This is a genomic window from Paenibacillus sp. WC2504 (assembly GCF_052682475.1).
Map to the genome: position 1 here is coordinate 6,170,480 of NZ_JBQZFH010000001.1, position 18,732 is coordinate 6,189,211.

Below are 18,732 nucleotides of genomic sequence, written 5' to 3' on the forward strand. Positions count from 1 at the left end.
AGAGGGACAACCCCTTTCTTCCTTCCATTATCCAACATTTTCCGACAACACGGAAGACCTCTTGACAACTCTAACTATAACATTTATGATTACAGTAAATTGTTGTTTTTGAGTTACAACTTTTAATATATTTTTAATAATTTTACAATAATTATTTTTGGAGGCATTTCAATGAGCACACAAGTACAATCCGCTGTTTTGAAAGTTTTGGAAGAACGTCATTCCGTTAAGCAATACCAAGCAGGACACCAAATGCCGAAGGCTGATCTTGAGCAGCTTCTTATTTCTACTTCTCAAGCTCCATCCGCATGGAACCTTCAGCACTGGAAGCTGGTTGTTATTGACGATCAAGCGCAAAAAGAGAAATTGCTTCCAATTGCATACGGTCAAAAGCAAGTCGTAGAAAGCTCCGTAGTTATCGCTGTTCTAGGTGATCTTGAAGCAAACAAAAATGCTGAGCTTGTTTTCGGTCCTGCCGTTGAAGCTGGTCATTTGCCGAAAGAAGTGAAAGACACACTTGTTGCTCAAATCGAAAATGTTTATCAATACCCGCAAGTTGCTCGTGACGAAGCGATTCGCAATGCTTCCCTTGCCGCTATGCAGCTTATGATTGCTGCTAAAGCAATGGGTTATGACACTTGCCCGATGGGCGGATACGACGCGGCGAAATTCGTTGAAGCATTCAACGTTCCTGCTCGTTACGTACCTGTTATGCTAATCAGCGTTGGTTTGGCGGCTACCCCTGCTCGTCCATCCGGCCGTTTATCCTTGGATCAAATCACCGTTTCCAACACATTCTAATTCAATAAAAAAAGGCATGGCTCTCCTAGCAAAATGGGAGGTTCATGCCTTTTCTTTTTCTCCAGGATCAATGCAATTGATCGGTCTCGAACCAAATTTCATCGATCAATTTATTCCGATACAACATGGACACATTGAAGGTTTCGTACTCTTTTTCCTTATCCAGCTCTTCCAACAACAAAGCCGCAATCAGCTCGCGATCATCGGAATCCCCCGGCTCCCTGAAGTCAATAAAACCGGTTAACTGCCGGGAGCTAATGTCGATCGTTGCCGTCCCGATGGGAAGACCGCCATACGATTGCTGATAAATCTCATACGTCAACGTATCCCCGTCATCCCTGGCCAAAATAATCGTATAATCCTCTGGATTCGGCGGAATTAACGATTCTTCCCTAATGTCATCCACAAGCTCCAATAAATCTATGTGAGTCAGCTCTATAGTGTCAATCGTTTCACCATCAAAAATCATATTGAAAATGAACGTATCCGTTTCATCTTCATCATAATCGGCTACAACCAGTTCCGTCACCGTATCCATTTCTTCATCAAAAGGATCAAATTGCCAGGTGACTTCCCCAATCACATCTGAACCATACACATGCGTGATAACTTCAGCAACCAGTTCCGATTCTTTATCGTATACATGATATTCCACACGATTTCTATACTCTCCAACATTGACGAGCTCGTACCCCAGTTGCTGCCTGCGCTGCTCAATCATGTGCAAACTTTCGGGCCCGTTCGTTCCCTCGATATCATCAAATCTGGTTTCATCATCGTTCACCCATTCATAATCAGCGTCATCATCATCCAAATAGTAATGATTTGTGCGGTTATCGCTTTCCTCCATCACTGGCCCAATGGCGTGGTCGGTCGCGATCACAAAATCATAATCACTATAGCTGACTACTACTTCGCACTCCGTAATAGCCAGTGAATCAATGACATTCTGAATATACGACTGGACAAATTCATATACACGTTCTTTGTCCTCTTGTGCAATGGACTGCCGCTCCAGATGAATCGAGCCTTTAAGTCGATCCGATTCCCTGTAGACTAGCGTTAACGTACCGACAAACTCCCCATTGTACATAATATCGCAGACTTCTCCGCCTGCTGTTTTCAGGTCGGGTCTAAGCATCATATCGGCCACGACTTTCTTCGCCTCCTCTACAGATCTAATAATTCTTCTGTAGATTGTCCCAATATCGTCCAAAATATGAGTATACAGGATAAACGTCTATACACTTCTGTCCTTTACTTCATATGCTATCCTATAGAGTCAAAAGGGAGGGATTCTGACATGTCTGCTGGATACAATAACGTAGGTGCTATTTTAGTTCTTTTCATTTTGCTGGTTATCATTACTAGCGCATTTGTGCTTTAATTCTTGATTAATTAAAAAAGGCTGTCCCTTCATCTTCATGATGGGGAACATCCTTTTTTTATTCGCTTTGTTGATTTAAACGTTTCCGTTCGGTATCAATAGCCGCGAGTTTTTTGCTTATTAAGCCTGCCGTTCGTGGATGCTGCTTCAAGGTTTGCTTATATATCGCCTTGGCGGTGGATGGTTTTCCAGCTCTTTGCGCGATTTCTGCAAGGGCTAGATCGACCTTCCATTCTCCTATTTCATGTTCGGGCGAAACCATATGACGGAAAGAGTGAAAGGCTTCTCTCGCTCTTCTCATCCCTGCTTCTGCTTCGGTATACAGCTGATCCGCTTGCTTCATACGAATTTGAGCAATCATGTAATGGGCATCCGGGAAGTCGGGATGATGGCTTAAAGCCTTCGCACCGTACATCAGAGCATGTTCCCATTCTTTCCGATGATAACTTATTTCCATCAGATATTTATACACATCAAGCAGCCTGCCAAAAAGAGGTTGAGATAATGCTCTGCGTTCCGCCTCAAGAAGCGCTTCTATGGCTTCCAGTTCTTTGCCTGCCCCGAGCAGATCACGTCCTAGATAAAACCAAGCCGCGGGATTATCAGGCTCCTCCTGGACCATTCGATACAGTAACTTCAGGTTTCGTTCGATTTTCTGCTTGTTCTTCATGACCGATGGTTCATATCCATCATGCAGCACTCTTATTTTTACCTTAAAACGTTGTGCTTCGAGATTATAGACACCGGATTGTGTGCCCACCTGTTCATGAACCCGTCCCCAATACTTAAGGCCTTTTCCTAAAGGGAATAAGCGAGCTTGTGAAAAATTATGTTTAATGTGATTTTGAATGGAGTTGATTTGCCATAAACATAATATGGCGGGAATTGCCGTTTTGTGATAAAGACCAGCAGCTTCTCGTATAGCTTTCACATCTTCTTTAACCAAATGCTCATCCGCATCCATCCAAAATACCCAATCCGAATTCATGTGTCGAAGACCTTCATTTCTCGCGGCGGCAAAATCATCCACCCAAACAAAAGGAACAATCGTGACATTCGGATATTGCGAAGCAATTTCAGCTGTCCTGTCCGTAGAGCAATCAATAAGAATAATCTCATCAACAGCCCCTTGCAGTGAATCCAAACAACGCTCAATCGTGCTTTCCATGTTGTAGGTGATTATTCCGGCAGACACCGTTACTTTTCTTACATGGAGAAGTCCCTCAATATCTACCCTTTCATCACCAGCAGGGATTTCTTTGAGTGCATCGATTACCGGCACTACCCAAGTCGCTTCAGGATCGAGCAGCCAAGCACGATAAAACGCTTTGGTCGCTGTGCTCCCATAACCTTGATGCATGAGAGCTTCCCCAAGATATACCCAGTTTTGCGCTTCTAATGAATTAGCCCGAATGCGCTCTTTGGCTGCGAGCTCCGCTTCTTTGTAGTTCTTCTGTTTTAAAAGTTCGCTGACGGATGGTTCCATTTTTTTCATCATCAATTAGGCTGGTCCATATGATGTATAGGGGATTTTATATACAACTTTCCCATTCTCTAAGGTGAGGATAACCGTCGTGCTTGTATTTGCAGGCAAATTGACACCTTGAACATATACGCCGCATCCATGTTGAATGGTGAAATGCAAATCAGAATTTGTTGATGAAACTGTTACATCTTCACCTTCACTCTGCCAATCAAATAATTTGTCTGGAAATATAGTATAGTGTGAGTCATCTCGGTTCCGCGGAGCAATATTGATTCGGTCAACATAGGTATGATGATTTACTAAATCTTTGGCAATAATCGTGAAATTATTAGGTTCTTGTTCTTCTTCATACATGACACCATCTGCAGCATGTGCGTCCGCCGTAAAATACAACTTGTTTCCTTCAGTCAAATCAATTCCATATGTAATCGAAGTAACTGAAGGATTCTCATGATACACGGAATATTGAACAGAAGCCCCCGCCTCTTGCGGAAACATTTGATTTAAGTCAAACTCTAAGGTGCTGTTTTCATATAAAAAACTCTTGGATAATTCATTTTCATAAAGATCGTAATTCTCTTTAACTACAAAACAGATGGATTCTTGCTCGCTATCTGCCTTCATATGTTTAAATTTATAGATACCATTAAGCGGTGATAACGTAACATGAGTTCCGTTTATGCTGGGTATACTACCAAATCCCTCGCTAACATTCATAATTTCCATATCAATATAGGAACTGTCGTCTACGTTATTGAAATAATTGCGCATATCCAGGGTGATAGAAGCACGTTCCTCTAAATCAAATCGTTCTGAAGGCTGTACAAGAATGGGAACTGTCCCTGAAACAACACCACCCTCATTGTCATAAACGACTACAGGGAGATACACGGGTTCACTCGATGCTTTAAGTGGAGTCAGAGATTGGCCATACTCCGTATTATTGACCCGTATGTATTCGTTCCCTGAAGTTGGGAAAACAACATTTAAATATGAATTCTCATTGAACTCATTCGACTCATCGTCAGGATCCTCAAAAAACTGATGAATATCAAAAGATAGCGGACTTTCACCATAAGAATTAACATCCACATCGACACCAGAAAAAGCCTCAAACGGCATCACATTCATTTTTGGTACGGGCATTAAATTCCCCGGTTGACTATGTGGATCATCTTTCTTGATTGTTGGTGAGGCAAGATCAATATGTTCCATCAGCTCTTCAATCTTTGACTTTTCTGAATACTGAGATGAGAAATTCTGCAGCACGGAAACAACATTTTTAATATTAAAATTTGAACTAGTCCCGCTTCCGGAGCTTGGAACGATGATTACATTAAAGGTGTCGTCGAAAGTCGCCTCACTCTCATAAGGGGTTACCGTTACCGTAAATGTGGCGAGTCCTGTTGGAGAATTTGCTACTAGCGGGTTCGCGTTTATTTCTAAAATGCCGTAACGTAGTAAACTTTGGTTTACAGTTGCCAGCGTGGATGTATTATTAATTTGGAATTCCCTGCCCGCATAGTAGAGCGTGTGTAAATTAATATATTTTTTCCCGCCCTCAGGAATAACAATCGTCTGCAGCTTATCGTGGTTTAAAATTGGAATTTCCGTCTCCACATTCGCCGCAACAGGCACCGTCAGGAATGGCACAGCAATCAACGCCGAACTGGCAATGGCCCCTACCAGTTTCTTTTTTCTACTAAAACTATTCTGTTCTTTCCCCATAATGACACCACCGTCGTCTAGTTATTTCCCTCATTCTACCATAGCCTGGTAATAGGAAGAACCCCCGAAACGACAAAAATCCCCAAAAATCGAGGATTTTATAGGAAATTTAACTTATAAACAATATTTAACTAGGGCTTTATGCACACCTTCATCATTGTTCGATGCGGTTACCGCATCCGCGGCTTCCTTCACCCCGTCCGGTGAATTTTCTACCGCGATACCAAGTCCGGCAAATGCCATCATTTCCAAATCGTTATAATAGTTGCCAATAGCCATAATTTCGCTCGGATCGATCTCTAAGGTTGCGGCTAAAGCCTTCAACGCGTTTCCTTTATTCGCCTTGGCGCTCATCACATCTATGAATAAATCGCCACTCCGAATCATTCGCAAATGACCATACAACTGCTGCTCATCCCATTCCTGTTGAACTCGATCCAGCATCTCCGGGTTACTAAATAGTGTAAATTTCACTATCGGCAACCCTAGTTCAGATACATCCGTTACGAGTTTGGGACTAACCAGAAACTTGGTATACATCTCTTTTTCGTATTCGCCAATTCGCTCAATGTACATATTAAATGATGTGCAAACATCGAAATGAATGCCCTCTCTCCTTACGTAATCCAACATGGGGGCAATTTCCGGCAGCGTAAAAGAAAACTCATTCACTAATGATTTGCCTCGTTCGTCTGCGTGAACCGTCGCCGCTCCGTTATGCGTAATCATCGTTCCTTCTAGTCCAAGTTGCTGCAGAATAGGCAACGTGCTGTCAGGAGCTCTTCCTGTACATAAGACGATATGTGCCCCTTGATCATGCACTTCCTGGATCGTTTCAATCGTCTGCTCGGTTAATTCATGATCGTCATTCAAAAGCGTTCCGTCAACATCCAATGCAATTAATCGATAGTTCAAGGTTTTCTCGCTCCCTTAGTCATAGCCTTTTTATCGATAATTGTATCATAGGACAGCTTGGGATTCACCGTTTCATACAAAAAGCAGCTATCCGCAGATAACTGCTTCTTAGAATTTATTGAACCCTATGAACACCTACGGATTTATTGACATTGCCGATAATATTTACGTGAATATTTTCTGTTTTTATCACGCCATTGCGATATCGTATTCGAAAATGAATCGTTTGCAGACCTTCAGGTAATCCCTCCGAGAATGACTGAAATTTTGCATCGAAGATTTCACCCCAAAAAGATGTCGCATCCCCTGCCGGACTTAAACGCTCGGGTACATAGAGCAATTTACCGTCTAACCCTGTTGTATCTATCCATGCCGTAACTTCGTCAGCAGGTGCCGGCGAGCTTTGACTAGATACTACAAAAATTTCACCGGAGTAAAAATCCTTCGGCGCTGCCACTGTTTGGTGACCGCTTTTCTCATGTAAAAGCAGCCAATTGTTCGTGTAAGTCACATTCGAGTGAATCGTCAATGGAGCCGCTGTCATCATTTTGACAATCGAGTTCGAGAGCCGTCCATCTGACACAGTAAGTGTCACTTTATAAACACCGGGAATTAGGAACTTGTAGTTAAATGTTGGTGAGGAAAAGAGAACCTCCGTCCCATTGGGCTGCTCCAATTTCCATGCATAGCTCAGTGAATCCCCATCAGGATCATAAGAGGAATTTATGCTTTGAACCACATCGCCTTCCCAGACCGGCTTAGGAGTCCAGTCAAACTGAGCTACAGGAGCCCGATTGATATAAAACCAAGTTGGCGCTGAATAATCAGACCAAAAAATGCCATCGAATACTCTTACTATGACGCGCAGTTTCTGCGCAGAAGGGAGATCACAATTGACTTGCCAACTTCCCACATTTGAAGCTGCACCTTGGTAAAACTGTCCAGAATCCAGAACCATTACGTCATTAGCCTCATTTGTAATTAGCAGCTGAAAGTAAGTGAAAGTTGTTCCGGGATCTGGATCCGTTTGTGTCCATTGAAACGTAGGTCGAAGTTCAGCGTATATCGTAGGCGCAACCTGCGTCCCATTAGGTACTGTCATCGTCACGGAGGGAGGTCTGTTCAAAGTGAACCATCCGGAATTGGACCATTCGGACCAGTACCTGCCGTCATTTACACGAACCTGAACTTGAAATGGGCCTGATTGGCCTTCAAGCACAGACAGGTCGAATTGTTCGATTGGATGAACCGTCCATGAGCTGCTTGTCGTTTCGTACTTGCAACTTCGCCATGCACCCGAATTACTATTATAGCTGCACAAATGAGCGTAGCTGCCTCCTTGAATGGCTTCATTCGTTACCCCATTATCTTGGTAAGTGACCTGATTGCCATTATCATCAAGGATTCGATACTGGAAACTTTTATATTGCGTTGGAACGTCTGGATCTGATTGATTCCAAGAGGGTATGAGCAAGCCACTTGTTATCGGAGTAGGTGTAGCGTGTGTTCCATCGGGAAAGGTTAATACAGCAGATGGCGGGTATCCCTTGCTAAAGTATTTCTCCGTCCACAGCGACCACATCCCTTTTTCATCCTGTACACGTATTCTCACCTTATAAACTCTATTATCCTGTAAAGTCATTGGAGCAATGTAGCTTAAACCAACCGTCGCTCCTTCGCTTTTTAGATGACTATTCTGAATAAGAGTTGGAGTAAACTGATTTACCCATCGATATTGCGGATTACTATAATAATCGTAGTAGTAATATTGAACGTCGATTTCAGACTTTACAATGTAACTATCCGCATCGTAATCAACAGCATTCCAAGCAAACAGCGGGTTTGATGATGCTGCCCCTGATGGAAGATTAAAGTCATCGCTGACAGGGTTGGTTATATCTACAAAAGGAGCATGGTTGGCAGGCGGAGCGTTTAACCAAATATACGCCTCTGCCCAGTCTGACCAAGCGTTGTACTCATCTTTTACAGCTACCCTGAACGTATATAACCCGACTTCTTTGACACGATCGATAAGCCCCGGAACTGTAGTGCCATCTGGAAGAATGTATTCATATCTACGATCAAGGACCCCTTTTGTTAAGACATAGTTCATTCCTGTAGCTTCTGTAGAGTAATTTGTGGAACTTAACCATCGATCCGGATCATAGCTTTGTGAGTCATCGCATGTCACTTTATAATACAAATCTTGACTGCAGGAAATCTTACCAATTGGTTTGCGATGAATCAAAACATTTCTTGAATAAGGATCCGACTCCGAGACGTAATCGGCAAAAGTTAGATTAGGATATGTATAACCTAGTGGTGCGGGATCATCAACGCCAATATACGAGAGTCTATAGATACCAACTTTATCAAGTATTTTCATTGGGGCACCCATTAATGTCTGGCCATGATAGCTGGACAAGCCGCTTTTTCCATCGCCAGCAACCAAAAATTTAGTTGAATCTAAGTGCTCATATTTCCATTTGTCTTTGACAATCAGATGCGGATCGTTCTCTGGGTCCTCATAAGTTGTACCGTACGTCAATTCTTCCCCAGCTATTCCTATATCGCTTATTATCGTGTTATCAACAATAGGTATTTTCACATAAACGTTACGTAAATGAGAACCAAAGCCACCGATAAATGCTCCATAAGTCCCTGAAGTGAAAGTAGAGTCCGATGCTTCAAAAACGGGAAGCTGACCTAATCTAACCTTAAATTTCGACCCTCTAACTGAAACTTTGAGGTTTACAAAATCTGTCGTACTCAGACTAATAGGGCTGCTTCGCAGGACTGTACGTTCCCCGTTCACTATTTTGCTAAGAGAAATCCAATTTGATGTCAATTCCAGCCTATACATATTCCTATTGTTCTGCGCCCTGAAAATAAACCCTGACGGTGAATTCAAGCTGTAATTCAAATTCGTTTGCATCAAGTCAAAGGAGTAGTCCGCATCGCTTATATCCGTGTCTTTCTTTAGAACTTGGCCGACCTCAGAAGATGCATACAATTTGGGACTGGCAACCGCCCCCTTTATCGTGTAGAAATAATACTTATTAAACGAACCTGATGAATCTTCGTCATAACTTGAGACGTAACTGCCAACACTGCAGCTGCCGCAAGATTCCCATACAAAATTATACCTTCGGAGCTTGTGATATCGTTCCTGGAGCTGTAGATAGTATTCACCGTCAGCCCCGAATCCTGATGATGTAATCGTAAACTGCCTATTTTCATATAAGTATTGTTCATTGCTTGAGTAATCCTTGGGACGTAAATTTGCCGTCGTGAAGTCTGCAACTTTTGTGGCAAATTTATCAGCGACTGTTATTTTATTAAACCCATCTACGATGTACACATAGCCATCTTCAGAAACATCCCATTTTACTTGCACGATCGAGCTTGTTGTACGATCTGAGCCTTCTCCTCTAATAACACTTCCATCCCGGGATTGGCTGCTATCGTCTCGATTGACCGTACTTATATCTACTCGCTTCGTAACACCCGTTTGTTTGTTATACGAAGTCAGATAATTCGTGTAAATCCCTCTGTAAGCTGAGTTACTGCCACTATTTGAATAGCTGGAATTACTATAAGTACTCTTATAATCCTGATGCACATAAACGGTTACTTCGGAATCTTCATATACAGCCCCATCTCCTGAATTTGGCCTTGTAATTGTTACCGAAGGTACTTCAAAACCTGTTTCCACATCATACCAACGTGAAAGATCACCGCCACCACAATAAGAGCAGTAATTAGGATTAAAAAGTACATAAGGTATTTTTATTTTCGTGCCATCATCATTAATCTCCATGTTAGTTGCATTGCCAATGTGATTAGGCTGTGTTGGCAGAGCAAAAAAGCCGGCAACCGAAGGACTGTTACTCTCGAAGCTTTTCACCCACGAAACTTGACCAGATGCATTTTTCCTCGTATAGTCGCACCACCAATGATAAACATCGTCATCACTTGAGTAGTTTTCAAAATAATATTTGCAGGATAAACTATAGCTGCCTCCTTTGGCGTCAAATGTTAAATAATTGCCTGTATTGCTTGCTGTCGGCGGATCAATACCACTGAGTTGGGTCGTTGTAGGTTGACCAATCGGACTACCTTGCCAATCAACCTTTTGCACCGTGTAGGGGATTGCACCGCGAACGGCTACTCCGCTTTTTTTGCCTAAATATTGAGTGTCATACAAAGGTGGCATGCTAAAGCTGCTTCCCACGTCAAGTCCAACAGTCGCTGCAGCGTTAGTAAAAATCAAAGAGCTGGCAGGCGCTTTATAGGGCGACTTACTAAAATGTGAAGTAAATCCTTTCGTAATAGGGTTGTACGTGAAACCAATATCTTTTGTTTTATGTAAGTTCGCATTTGTAAGTGTAGAACCTTCCCATTGGTCCCCAAATGCCATTAGCAATTCGTTCTCAGATACGGTTTGAAACAAAGGAGGTTCGGGATTTGCACTAGTTACCGTGAATACGACCTCAGGCGAGTCATTTTTGATATCAATCACAAAAGATTTCGTATCCGTTAACCCCCAATCCTCCTTGGTTTTAACGGTAAGCTTATACTTCCCTATCTTCGCAGCCGGCAGCTGTGCTGTTCCACCAACTGCAATAGGTAAATTGAATGGCATATGATCATTAAAAATCCCATCATTATTACTGTCATAGACATAGTTAATCGTAGTTTCAACAATGATATCCCCATCAGGGCTAAATGAAATATCCCGAAATGGAATGTTCCCACGAACCGCGAAAAGCGGGAGGTTAATGACCGCAACAGGAGGTTTATCCTCGACGACATTAATGTTTTTGATCGCTTTATTTTCTGGTAGACTTCGTACACCATAGTTGTCTTTGACTTCGAGAGTAACGGTTTCCATACCGACATTTGGATAAACCGAAAGATTATTCGTCCAAAAATACTCTGTAATTGTCCTGTTCTTAGCTGGTCGGCTGCAAGCGCCGTTGATGGCATTAGGGGGAAGAGGTCGATTTTGCACGACGCGATTTGGAACATTAATGCATGGAACTGGTTCCGGACGCATGATTGTTATTGTCGCTTCCTTCTGCGTACATGCTCCTTTGTCATCGCACATTTTTGCCGAAATTGTATGATCTCCGGCTGTTGATGCCGTTAGCCATGTCAGTTTATCCTCTCCTTTTAAATAGCCCATAGAAGGAAAACTTTTAATCCAAGGACTTGAGCTGTTTGCAAACAACCATTCAAAAGAAACAAAATCATCATCAGGATCATAATGGTTCGGCGCAATTTCTGGCAGCAATCGTACATTCAGTTTGTCTCCAACTACCGCTTCTGACAGGGATGTGCGAGTGTAATAATCATTGTCCGGAAACCATCCGATTTCGAACTGTGGCGGTTTATTTGGAGGCTTAGGACCTAGCGTAAATTTCCCCTCATAAAAATAAGAAGTTCCTCCACAACTATCCTCAAGCTGGTAAGAAATATCCACCTGCCCACTTTGCATGTTGCCAGGATAGCCTATGAAACCCATCATCCCATAAGCAAAAATAGACATATCGTTCACTGATGTACTGCCCAGTGTACTCCAACCATATTGAACGTTTTCCCCCGTTGCTTGGGATAAAATAAAACGTCCTCTAACCGGTGTACAACTGGACGGAATTGTCCAATCCGCTTTTATCATATTAGAATCTTTCCATGTAATTGTAGGCTTGTCTGCCGAGGTTTTTCCGGAATAGCTACCGCCTTTAGGCGCACAGCTAGCTTGTGGAGTAATAATCTGGGAAAGCGTATTATTCGTGGAAGAGGTTTCTGAGATATCGTCATTAGTATCTACCGCTAACGTAATGCTCTTTGTACTATTGAAGGTGTAGGGGACTATCTCGTTTATGCTCTCACCTGGCGGAAGTCCTGCCGTGTAGGTAAAAGTCTTGAACACAGCGCCGTCAGCAGCTACTGTCATTTTGAATGTGCTGCCATTCGGGATGGACACACCAGCGTTTTTGAACTTAATGGTGAGGCTCGTGCTTGCACCCGAGAGGACACAACTGCCGGCATCGATTGATATAGCGGCTAGATCGGGTTTGTTTGGTGGGGTGTAGGTGACTTCGATGTAGGTTTGGTATTTGTAGGTTTCTCCTTTCCATAGGCCTATGGCGTACATGTGGTAGTTACGAGATAGGCCTCCCGAGCCGTCAGGATCTGGGTATTCTTCCATTTGCTCTTCAGGAACTGAACCATCCAGCAACATCATTGTACGAATCATACCTTGCCCTGCTAATGTTCCTTGACCGACTGATAAAGGAATAGCGCCATAGGAGGATTTATACTTCTGGGCATCGTAGATCTCGATGGAGTTTTGTACGAGTTTGTCGCCGTCTGAAATAATTGCTCCTGTGTTAGCGATGGTTGCAGTATCCTCAGATTCAAACCAATAATTGGGACGGTTAACCTCGTAAGCCGTAGTTACTGCGTAACCTTCTTTACCGTAGTCTTTCACCTTATCACCACTAGCCTGATGACCTGTAGAAAAAGTTTGAGCATCATTATAATACATCGGTGAATTGTATGAATATCTCAAATCAGGGCCATAGGAATTGACGACTGAGTAGTTAAATAAAATGTCCGTATATCGTTTTCTTCCCGTTAAGGGGATAAGTCCGGGATATGGTGACTTCGGGCTTCCCGAGCTGCCATCAAACTCGATTGCAATTGTTTTGCGTCCTTTGTGCTCCCAGATTTGCCCAGCAGGTTGACGGTATAACTGATGCATTGGATAAGTTTCAGATTTACCATATACCGTCTTTTTAATACCACTTAGGCTATTAACAATAATAGTACTTCCGATAAAAGAGATTGATGATGGATTATCAATGCCATTATTGTTTAATGTTACGCTATTAATAGTACCAGAAATAAGCGAACTTATATCTTTAGTAAAGCTTTTATTAAGTGATGCAGAATACTGTATGTCAACAATAGCTTCTTTAAATGTACCTGCTTCGTAATCATAGAAAAGCTTTTTAGTGCTTGAAGCATTTGTGATCCTTGATCCAACAAAAGGCATTATTATATCAAAAAGTATAAAAAAGAGAATAATCTTTGCGAGATAGCGCGGCAGATTGAACCACCTCCATTATTTAGCGCCTACAATTATTTGTTTCCCTAATATATTAAACTCCATTGTTTTAAATAAATAGCTTTTCTTTCCCGTATAGGCAACAAATCCGGTTTGAACTTGAGGGATATCAAATTGAATCCAACGTTTTAACATTTGCTCTGCTAATAGTAACTCATCTGTTTTGTCCAAAAGTGTTAAAATTTGATATGAATGGAAATCAGAATTTTTTCCAACCGATGACTCATCTGCATTGATTGTAAAATTAGCAAGAACAACAACATTTTCCGACTTATCTAGTTGGTTATCGAAAGTGCTCATCTTAATCAATTTCATATAAGGATCATCAACATCCGATGGATCTGCAATGATCAATTGGTTCAACTTCACTGTCACACCAGTGCCGTAAGGCCACTCAGTCCCTACTTCTCTCGCCTTCAAACCCAACATAGTCCCCACATTACTCCCAGTTGCAGCAATCTCAGCCGCACTCGCCGCGTACTTATCAACCTGCAGTTTCTCCCCGTTCTTGGCTGCAAGTATCCGCTCAATAATCGTAATCGCCTGAGCACGCGTACTAGTCCCATACACGTCCAAGTCAGTCCTACTTACACCATGAATTAGCCCCATTTTCGTAGAATCAACCATAGATCCTTTCAATGTCTTATCGACACTTCGCACACTCAAAATAGACATCTCAAACCTTTGCAGCGGTTCGTTATACCGTTCTGGAAACTCAGCAGGAATAATTCCCTTCGACTTCAAACGATCCACATAGGGCTGAAACCACCCATCCCCCTCAATTTTATTGACCTTCTCCCCCATGGCCATTGCTAACATTTTGATAAATTCAGCACGACTGATCGGGACATCAGGTTTAAAAGTGCCCTCTTCGTAACCGTCAACGTACTTCTTTTGAACGGCATTTTGAATAGAAGATTCAGCCCAATGCTGGTATGTGTCTTTGAATAGCGTGGGGCTCTGTGCAGAAGAATTCATGACATCAAAGCCAATGGTTATTGCGCAAAGTACTGTCATTCCTAATACAGAATATCTTTTTCTCATAAATAACCCCTCTTTCCTGACTAACAGGATACAATTTTGGTAACAAACGCCTAAAAAAACATAAAAAACCACCCTGCCATCGCAATGAACGAAACTCAACGATGACATGGGCGGTTCTTCCGCACGAAATATTTGTATTACTCCAAAAATACCATATACTAGTATTTTTGTAAATCACTAATTTTGAAAATCGTGGGCATTTCTCAGAGCAGTAAGCTCCTCATCCGTTAACTCTCTCACTTGGCCTAATGCTAGGTTTGGATCCAAAGCAAGAGGGCCCATGGAAATGCGTTTTAAGTAGGCAACTCTCTTGTCTACAGCTTGAAACATTCGCTTCACCTGATGAAACTTACCTTCCATAATCGTCAACTCAATCTCGGAAAGCACTCCATTAGCTTGCTTACCGACGCTTAGAATTTTTAAGATACCCGGCAGCGTCTCATACCCATCATCCAAGGTCACTCCATGCGAAAATGCCTCGATATCCTTCTCGGTAACCTCCCACTCAACCTTAGCAAAATAAGTTTTAGGGACGTGCTTACGAGGAGAAAGCAGGTTGTGCGCAAGCTTTCCGTCATTGGTAAGCAAGAGAAAGCCTTCGGTATCCTTATCTAATCGACCTACTGGGAAAACTTCAAATGGCGCATATGCCGTGTCCAATAAATCCACTACGGTACGATCACGATTGTCCTCAGTAGCGGAAACCACGCCTTGCGGTTTATTCATCATCAGGTAAACGAATTCCCTGTAACGCACGGTCTCACCGTTTACCTGGATGATGTCCTTATCGGGATTGACCTGCATCCCGCTGTCTTTGATTTTCGCGCCGTTCACATAAATTGCGCCTTCCTTAGCAAGGCGCTTGAGTTCAGAGCGCGAACCAATGCCCACGTGGGCGAGTATTTTATCGAGCCGTTGCGTTTGTTTCATGACCGCTTAGGTCCACCTCCAGCCGGGCGGGTATTCGTTTTTCAGCATCCCGTCGATCCATTTGCCCCAGCCGACGGGATGTTCGTCAATGCAGACAAGGCAGTAGCCTTTGGCTGCCTTGGTCACTTCCGGGTCGCGGATAATCTCGCTCTCCGCGACTTCGAGCGTCTCGCCCTTCAGGTACCGAAGGGCTCGCTCGTCGCTCGAAGCCAAGCTCAGCGCTCGCTTGGCTTCGCGCAAACGCAGTCCCATGGCTAGCGCATGGGACGGCTCAAATCTGCCGCGGTGCAGCGCGCCGATGTACCAACCGGGCCGCACGACTTTCAGTCCGTGCAGCTCGGGCAAACCCGCCGGCGACGCATACGCGTGCTCGCCGTAACAGACCAGCCGCAAAGCGGCGAAAGGCTCGCTGCGCAGCAGCTCGTCTTCGAACGCCTGAAGCGGCTCCAAGCTCACGCGGGACTCCGTCCCCGCGCGGCCCTTCCCACGCAGCGCATCACGACCGCCGCGTCCCACTTTCGATACCGACACTACGTCGGCATCCTTCCTTTCCCCAAAACCAACGCCACTCCTCAGCACAGCAACATAATGCCCCTCACCGCGCAACCGATGCGGCCAAAGCCGTGCAGTCCCCGCGACTGCTTCCCGAGCCTGAGCGGAATAAGTCTCCTCACACCAAGGTTCACGCAGCCAACCCGGCTGTCCATGGTCGAAACGGTCAATCGGCACCACATCAAACGCAGGATGTTTGTCCAAAAACTCTGCAATCTGCGCCTCGTTCTCCTCCGGTGAGAACGTACAGGTTGAGTACACAATTGTTCCGCCAGGTGCCAGCATTTGCGCCGCTTGTCCAAGCAATTCCCGCTGCATAGCGGCAAATTCCTGTACAGAATGGCGCTCCCACTGCTGCATCATATCCTCTTCCTTGCGGAACATGCCTTCCCCTGAACAAGGGGCGTCTATTAATATTTTATCAAAATAGCCTTGAAACACATTCAGCATCCGCTCAGGCCGTTCATTCAAAACAACGGCATTCCGAACACCAAAAAGCTCTAAATTTTTGACCAGCGCCTTCACCCGGTCTGAGTGGTTGTCATTCACGACAAGCACTCCCTCGCCCTGAAGTTTTGCAGCAATTTGAGTAGACTTCCCGCCGGGAGCTGCACACAAATCGAGCACTCTTTCGCCTGGTTGAACCTGAAGCAGCTCTACCGGCGCCATGGCGCTAGGCTCTTGAATATAATAAAGTCCTGCATGATAATAGGGATGCTTGCCAGGACGTTCTCCTTCTTCATAGTAAAACCCTTCAGACGCCCATGGCACAGGTTCCAATGCGAAAGGACTTTTATCCAGAAAATCCGCTTTCGTGATTTTACTTGTATTTACCCTCAAACCATAAGATCTTGCTTGGTCGTAAGAGGCCAGAAAGCGTTCAAACTCGTCTTCCCCTAATAAATCAATCATTTTATCCCTAAATAAGGGAGGCAGCTGTTTCGTCATCCGACATCTTCTCTTTCCTCTTTTTTCTTCGCTATTATAGCTGAACTGTCACGAAACAGCCAATTATTTTCAAAATCTGAACAGGATATGCTATACTTTTTATCGAAAATAGTAGTTAGTATACAAGACAAGATGAGGTGCATGAAATGAAGAAGCTGCTTATTTATCTAGGCATTGTCGTTATTTTATTCGGGGGTTTATATTTCGTTAATCAACAGTCTACCAAATCATCAGATCAAGCCAATGCCGGTAATCCTTACGGTGTTGCGGCATCCAAGCTAAATCCCGAAACGGTGAAACAATTAAACGATCCGAACTACCAGAACCTAATTCTGCCTAAAGATCTCGATCAAAGGCTGAAAAACAAAGAAACCTTTTTTCAGTATTACTATGCATCCACTTGCCCGCACTGCAAAATAACGACTCCTGTCCTTGTTCCTATTGAAAAAGAGCTCGGTATTGATGTCAAACAGTTCAATTTGGAAGAATTCAAAGACGGTTGGGAGAAATACAAAGTTGACTCCACACCGACCCTGATTTACTACAAAGACGGCAAAGAAGTGGATCGCATCGTTGGCGGTGTTCCTGAAGCCGGCGCAACAGGCGGTAATACACCTGAAATGTTTAAAGCTTTTTTCCAGAAATACAAAGGTTAATAAGTACGGCAAAAGCAGCGGATAACGCTGCTTTTTTTCATTCTAATGGCTGTCTCTCTTTTTTCGAATCATAGCTAGGCCTAAGAGTAATAAGGGGATGACGAGCCCGAACGTTCCCGAGTAAAAGAGCCATATTTTAGATGCAAACTTGATAAAATAGGCGACATTCGGATAGGCGACAACCGACAGCACAACTAAAGTCATTCCCAAAGGAATATAGAGCTGCCGGATTTCACTCAGTTTAAAAACCTCGCCCAAGGCCACAGCAGACGCATACAGGCATAACGTTAGCTTAAAGTAAATAGTAATAAACCAAATCCCCGCCATGACAACCTCTAGACGTTCGAGGAAGCTGCCAATGGATATTCTTCTGGCTAATGAGAAGCTGGGATACATTTGGACCGATGTTAAATCGTCCCCTAGCACAAGAATAGAAAGAAGCGAAATGATAACAATCAAGGAGCCTCCGATGGAAACTCCTGCAAGAAACGCTTTTCCCAGCTTTTTGGTTTGATTGACGAAAGGTAGAATCATTAAAAAGACAACCAGTTCCAGATAAGGAGTGCCAATGAGGGGAAGGGAAGCACGTACAATCGGTTTGAAGCCATATCCAAGTATTGGCATTATGTTGTTTACTTTCATTTGCGTTGGCAGCAGGATGAACATGAGGAAGAAAAAGAGCAGCACCCATGGCAGGAAGATTTCCGATGTACGCGTAAAGGTTTCCAGTCCGTTTCGAATGCCCAAAATGACGATCGCCAAAAAGAAGATATGCGTAAATTGCAGCGGTGTATCAACAAGGACTTGGGTTGAAATAAAATCACCCAGATTACGAAGCACCAACGCGGCTAAAATGAAAAAAAAGCAGAAATAGAGCAAGCCGACGGCTTTCCCCACCCATTTTCCCATTAACTCCTCACAGTATTTAACCAGCGTTTGCTGAGGAAAGCGTTGACCAAGAGCCTGGTATAAGATAACAAGCAGCAGACCTGCTAGGAGTCCTAAAATGGCGGCAATCCAAGCATCCTGTTTGGCATCATAGGCAAGTCCCGAAGGAGCGATGAGGATAGCGCTGCCAATCGTAAATAAAGTAGTCAATATCGTAAACTGGTGAACACCTATCCTACCCTTCTCAAACATGTAACTCACC

Annotated in this window: 11 protein-coding genes; 2 read left to right on the forward strand and 9 right to left on the reverse strand. The window is 43.6% G+C overall.

What is annotated here, in order from left to right; translation table 11 throughout:
- Positions 1–171 precede the first annotated feature (171 nt).
- Entirely contained in the window at positions 172–801 is a 630-nt protein-coding gene (locus ACUN27_RS27810; RefSeq protein WP_445559957.1) for a nitroreductase family protein, read from the forward strand.
- Positions 802–868: 67 nt separating this feature from the next.
- Here the strand turns inward: ACUN27_RS27810 and ACUN27_RS27815 are convergent, their stop codons facing one another.
- From ACUN27_RS27815 to ACUN27_RS27850, 8 genes are all read right to left on the reverse strand, one after another.
- A complete protein-coding gene (locus ACUN27_RS27815) occupies positions 869–1,945 on the reverse strand; it encodes a hypothetical protein (protein WP_315954320.1) in 1,077 nt (358 codons plus the stop codon).
- A gap of 301 nt (positions 1,946–2,246) precedes the next feature.
- Positions 2,247–3,686, reverse strand: a complete 1,440-nt coding sequence (locus tag ACUN27_RS27820) for a tetratricopeptide repeat-containing glycosyltransferase family 2 protein (RefSeq protein ID WP_445559958.1) — start codon at positions 3,684–3,686, stop codon at positions 2,247–2,249.
- A 3-nt stretch (positions 3,687–3,689) separates the two neighbouring features.
- Complete coding sequence (locus ACUN27_RS27825) at positions 3,690–5,402, reverse strand: hypothetical protein (RefSeq protein ID WP_445559959.1); 1,713 nt, start codon at positions 5,400–5,402, stop codon at positions 3,690–3,692.
- Positions 5,403–5,516: 114 nt separating this feature from the next.
- Positions 5,517–6,317, reverse strand: coding sequence for a Cof-type HAD-IIB family hydrolase (locus tag ACUN27_RS27830; RefSeq protein WP_445559960.1), 801 nt, complete (start codon positions 6,315–6,317; stop codon positions 5,517–5,519).
- 115 nt (positions 6,318–6,432) lie between these two features.
- Positions 6,433–13,086, reverse strand: coding sequence for a PKD domain-containing protein (locus ACUN27_RS27835; protein WP_445559961.1), 6,654 nt, complete (start codon positions 13,084–13,086; stop codon positions 6,433–6,435).
- 363 nt (positions 13,087–13,449) lie between these two features.
- A complete protein-coding gene (locus tag ACUN27_RS27840) occupies positions 13,450–14,496 on the reverse strand; it encodes an S-layer homology domain-containing protein (RefSeq protein WP_445559962.1) in 1,047 nt (348 codons plus the stop codon).
- A 177-nt stretch (positions 14,497–14,673) separates the two neighbouring features.
- Complete coding sequence (locus tag ACUN27_RS27845) at positions 14,674–15,426, reverse strand: pseudouridine synthase (protein ID WP_445559963.1); 753 nt, start codon at positions 15,424–15,426, stop codon at positions 14,674–14,676.
- A 6-nt stretch (positions 15,427–15,432) separates the two neighbouring features.
- Positions 15,433–16,926 carry an RsmB/NOP family class I SAM-dependent RNA methyltransferase gene (locus ACUN27_RS27850; RefSeq protein WP_445559964.1) on the reverse strand — a complete coding sequence of 498 codons (1,494 nt, stop codon included), beginning with the start codon at positions 16,924–16,926 and terminating at the stop codon, positions 15,433–15,435.
- 146 nt (positions 16,927–17,072) lie between these two features.
- Between ACUN27_RS27850 and ACUN27_RS27855 the strand changes: the two genes are divergently transcribed.
- On the forward strand, positions 17,073–17,582 hold the full coding sequence (locus ACUN27_RS27855; protein WP_127454514.1) for a thioredoxin family protein: 510 nt from the start codon (positions 17,073–17,075) through the stop codon (positions 17,580–17,582).
- Positions 17,583–17,624: 42 nt separating this feature from the next.
- On the opposite strand, the gene ACUN27_RS27860 is transcribed toward ACUN27_RS27855, so the two are convergent.
- Positions 17,625–18,722, reverse strand: a complete 1,098-nt coding sequence (locus ACUN27_RS27860; RefSeq protein ID WP_315954144.1) for a GerAB/ArcD/ProY family transporter — start codon at positions 18,720–18,722, stop codon at positions 17,625–17,627.
- Positions 18,723–18,732 lie beyond the last annotated feature (10 nt).

Excerpts from the sequence above, each read along its gene's own strand:
- ACUN27_RS27815 (WP_315954320.1), bottom strand. The coding sequence starts at position 1,945 with ATGATGCTTAGACCCGACCTGAAAACAGCAGGCGGAGAAGTCTGCGAT.
- ACUN27_RS27835 (WP_445559961.1), bottom strand. The coding sequence starts at position 13,086 with ATGCATCAGTTATACCGTCAACCTGCTGGGCAAATCTGGGAGCACAAA.
- ACUN27_RS27850 (WP_445559964.1), bottom strand. The coding sequence starts at position 16,926 with ATGACGAAACAGCTGCCTCCCTTATTTAGGGATAAAATGATTGATTTA.
- ACUN27_RS27810 (WP_445559957.1), top strand. The coding sequence starts at position 172 with ATGAGCACACAAGTACAATCCGCTGTTTTGAAAGTTTTGGAAGAACGT.
- ACUN27_RS27820 (WP_445559958.1), bottom strand. The coding sequence starts at position 3,686 with ATGATGAAAAAAATGGAACCATCCGTCAGCGAACTTTTAAAACAGAAG.
- ACUN27_RS27855 (WP_127454514.1), top strand. The coding sequence starts at position 17,073 with ATGAAGAAGCTGCTTATTTATCTAGGCATTGTCGTTATTTTATTCGGG.
- ACUN27_RS27840 (WP_445559962.1), bottom strand. The coding sequence starts at position 14,496 with ATGAGAAAAAGATATTCTGTATTAGGAATGACAGTACTTTGCGCAATA.
- ACUN27_RS27825 (WP_445559959.1), bottom strand. The coding sequence starts at position 5,402 with ATGGGGAAAGAACAGAATAGTTTTAGTAGAAAAAAGAAACTGGTAGGG.
- ACUN27_RS27860 (WP_315954144.1), bottom strand. The coding sequence starts at position 18,722 with ATGTTTGAGAAGGGTAGGATAGGTGTTCACCAGTTTACGATATTGACT.
- ACUN27_RS27845 (WP_445559963.1), bottom strand. The coding sequence starts at position 15,426 with ATGAAACAAACGCAACGGCTCGATAAAATACTCGCCCACGTGGGCATT.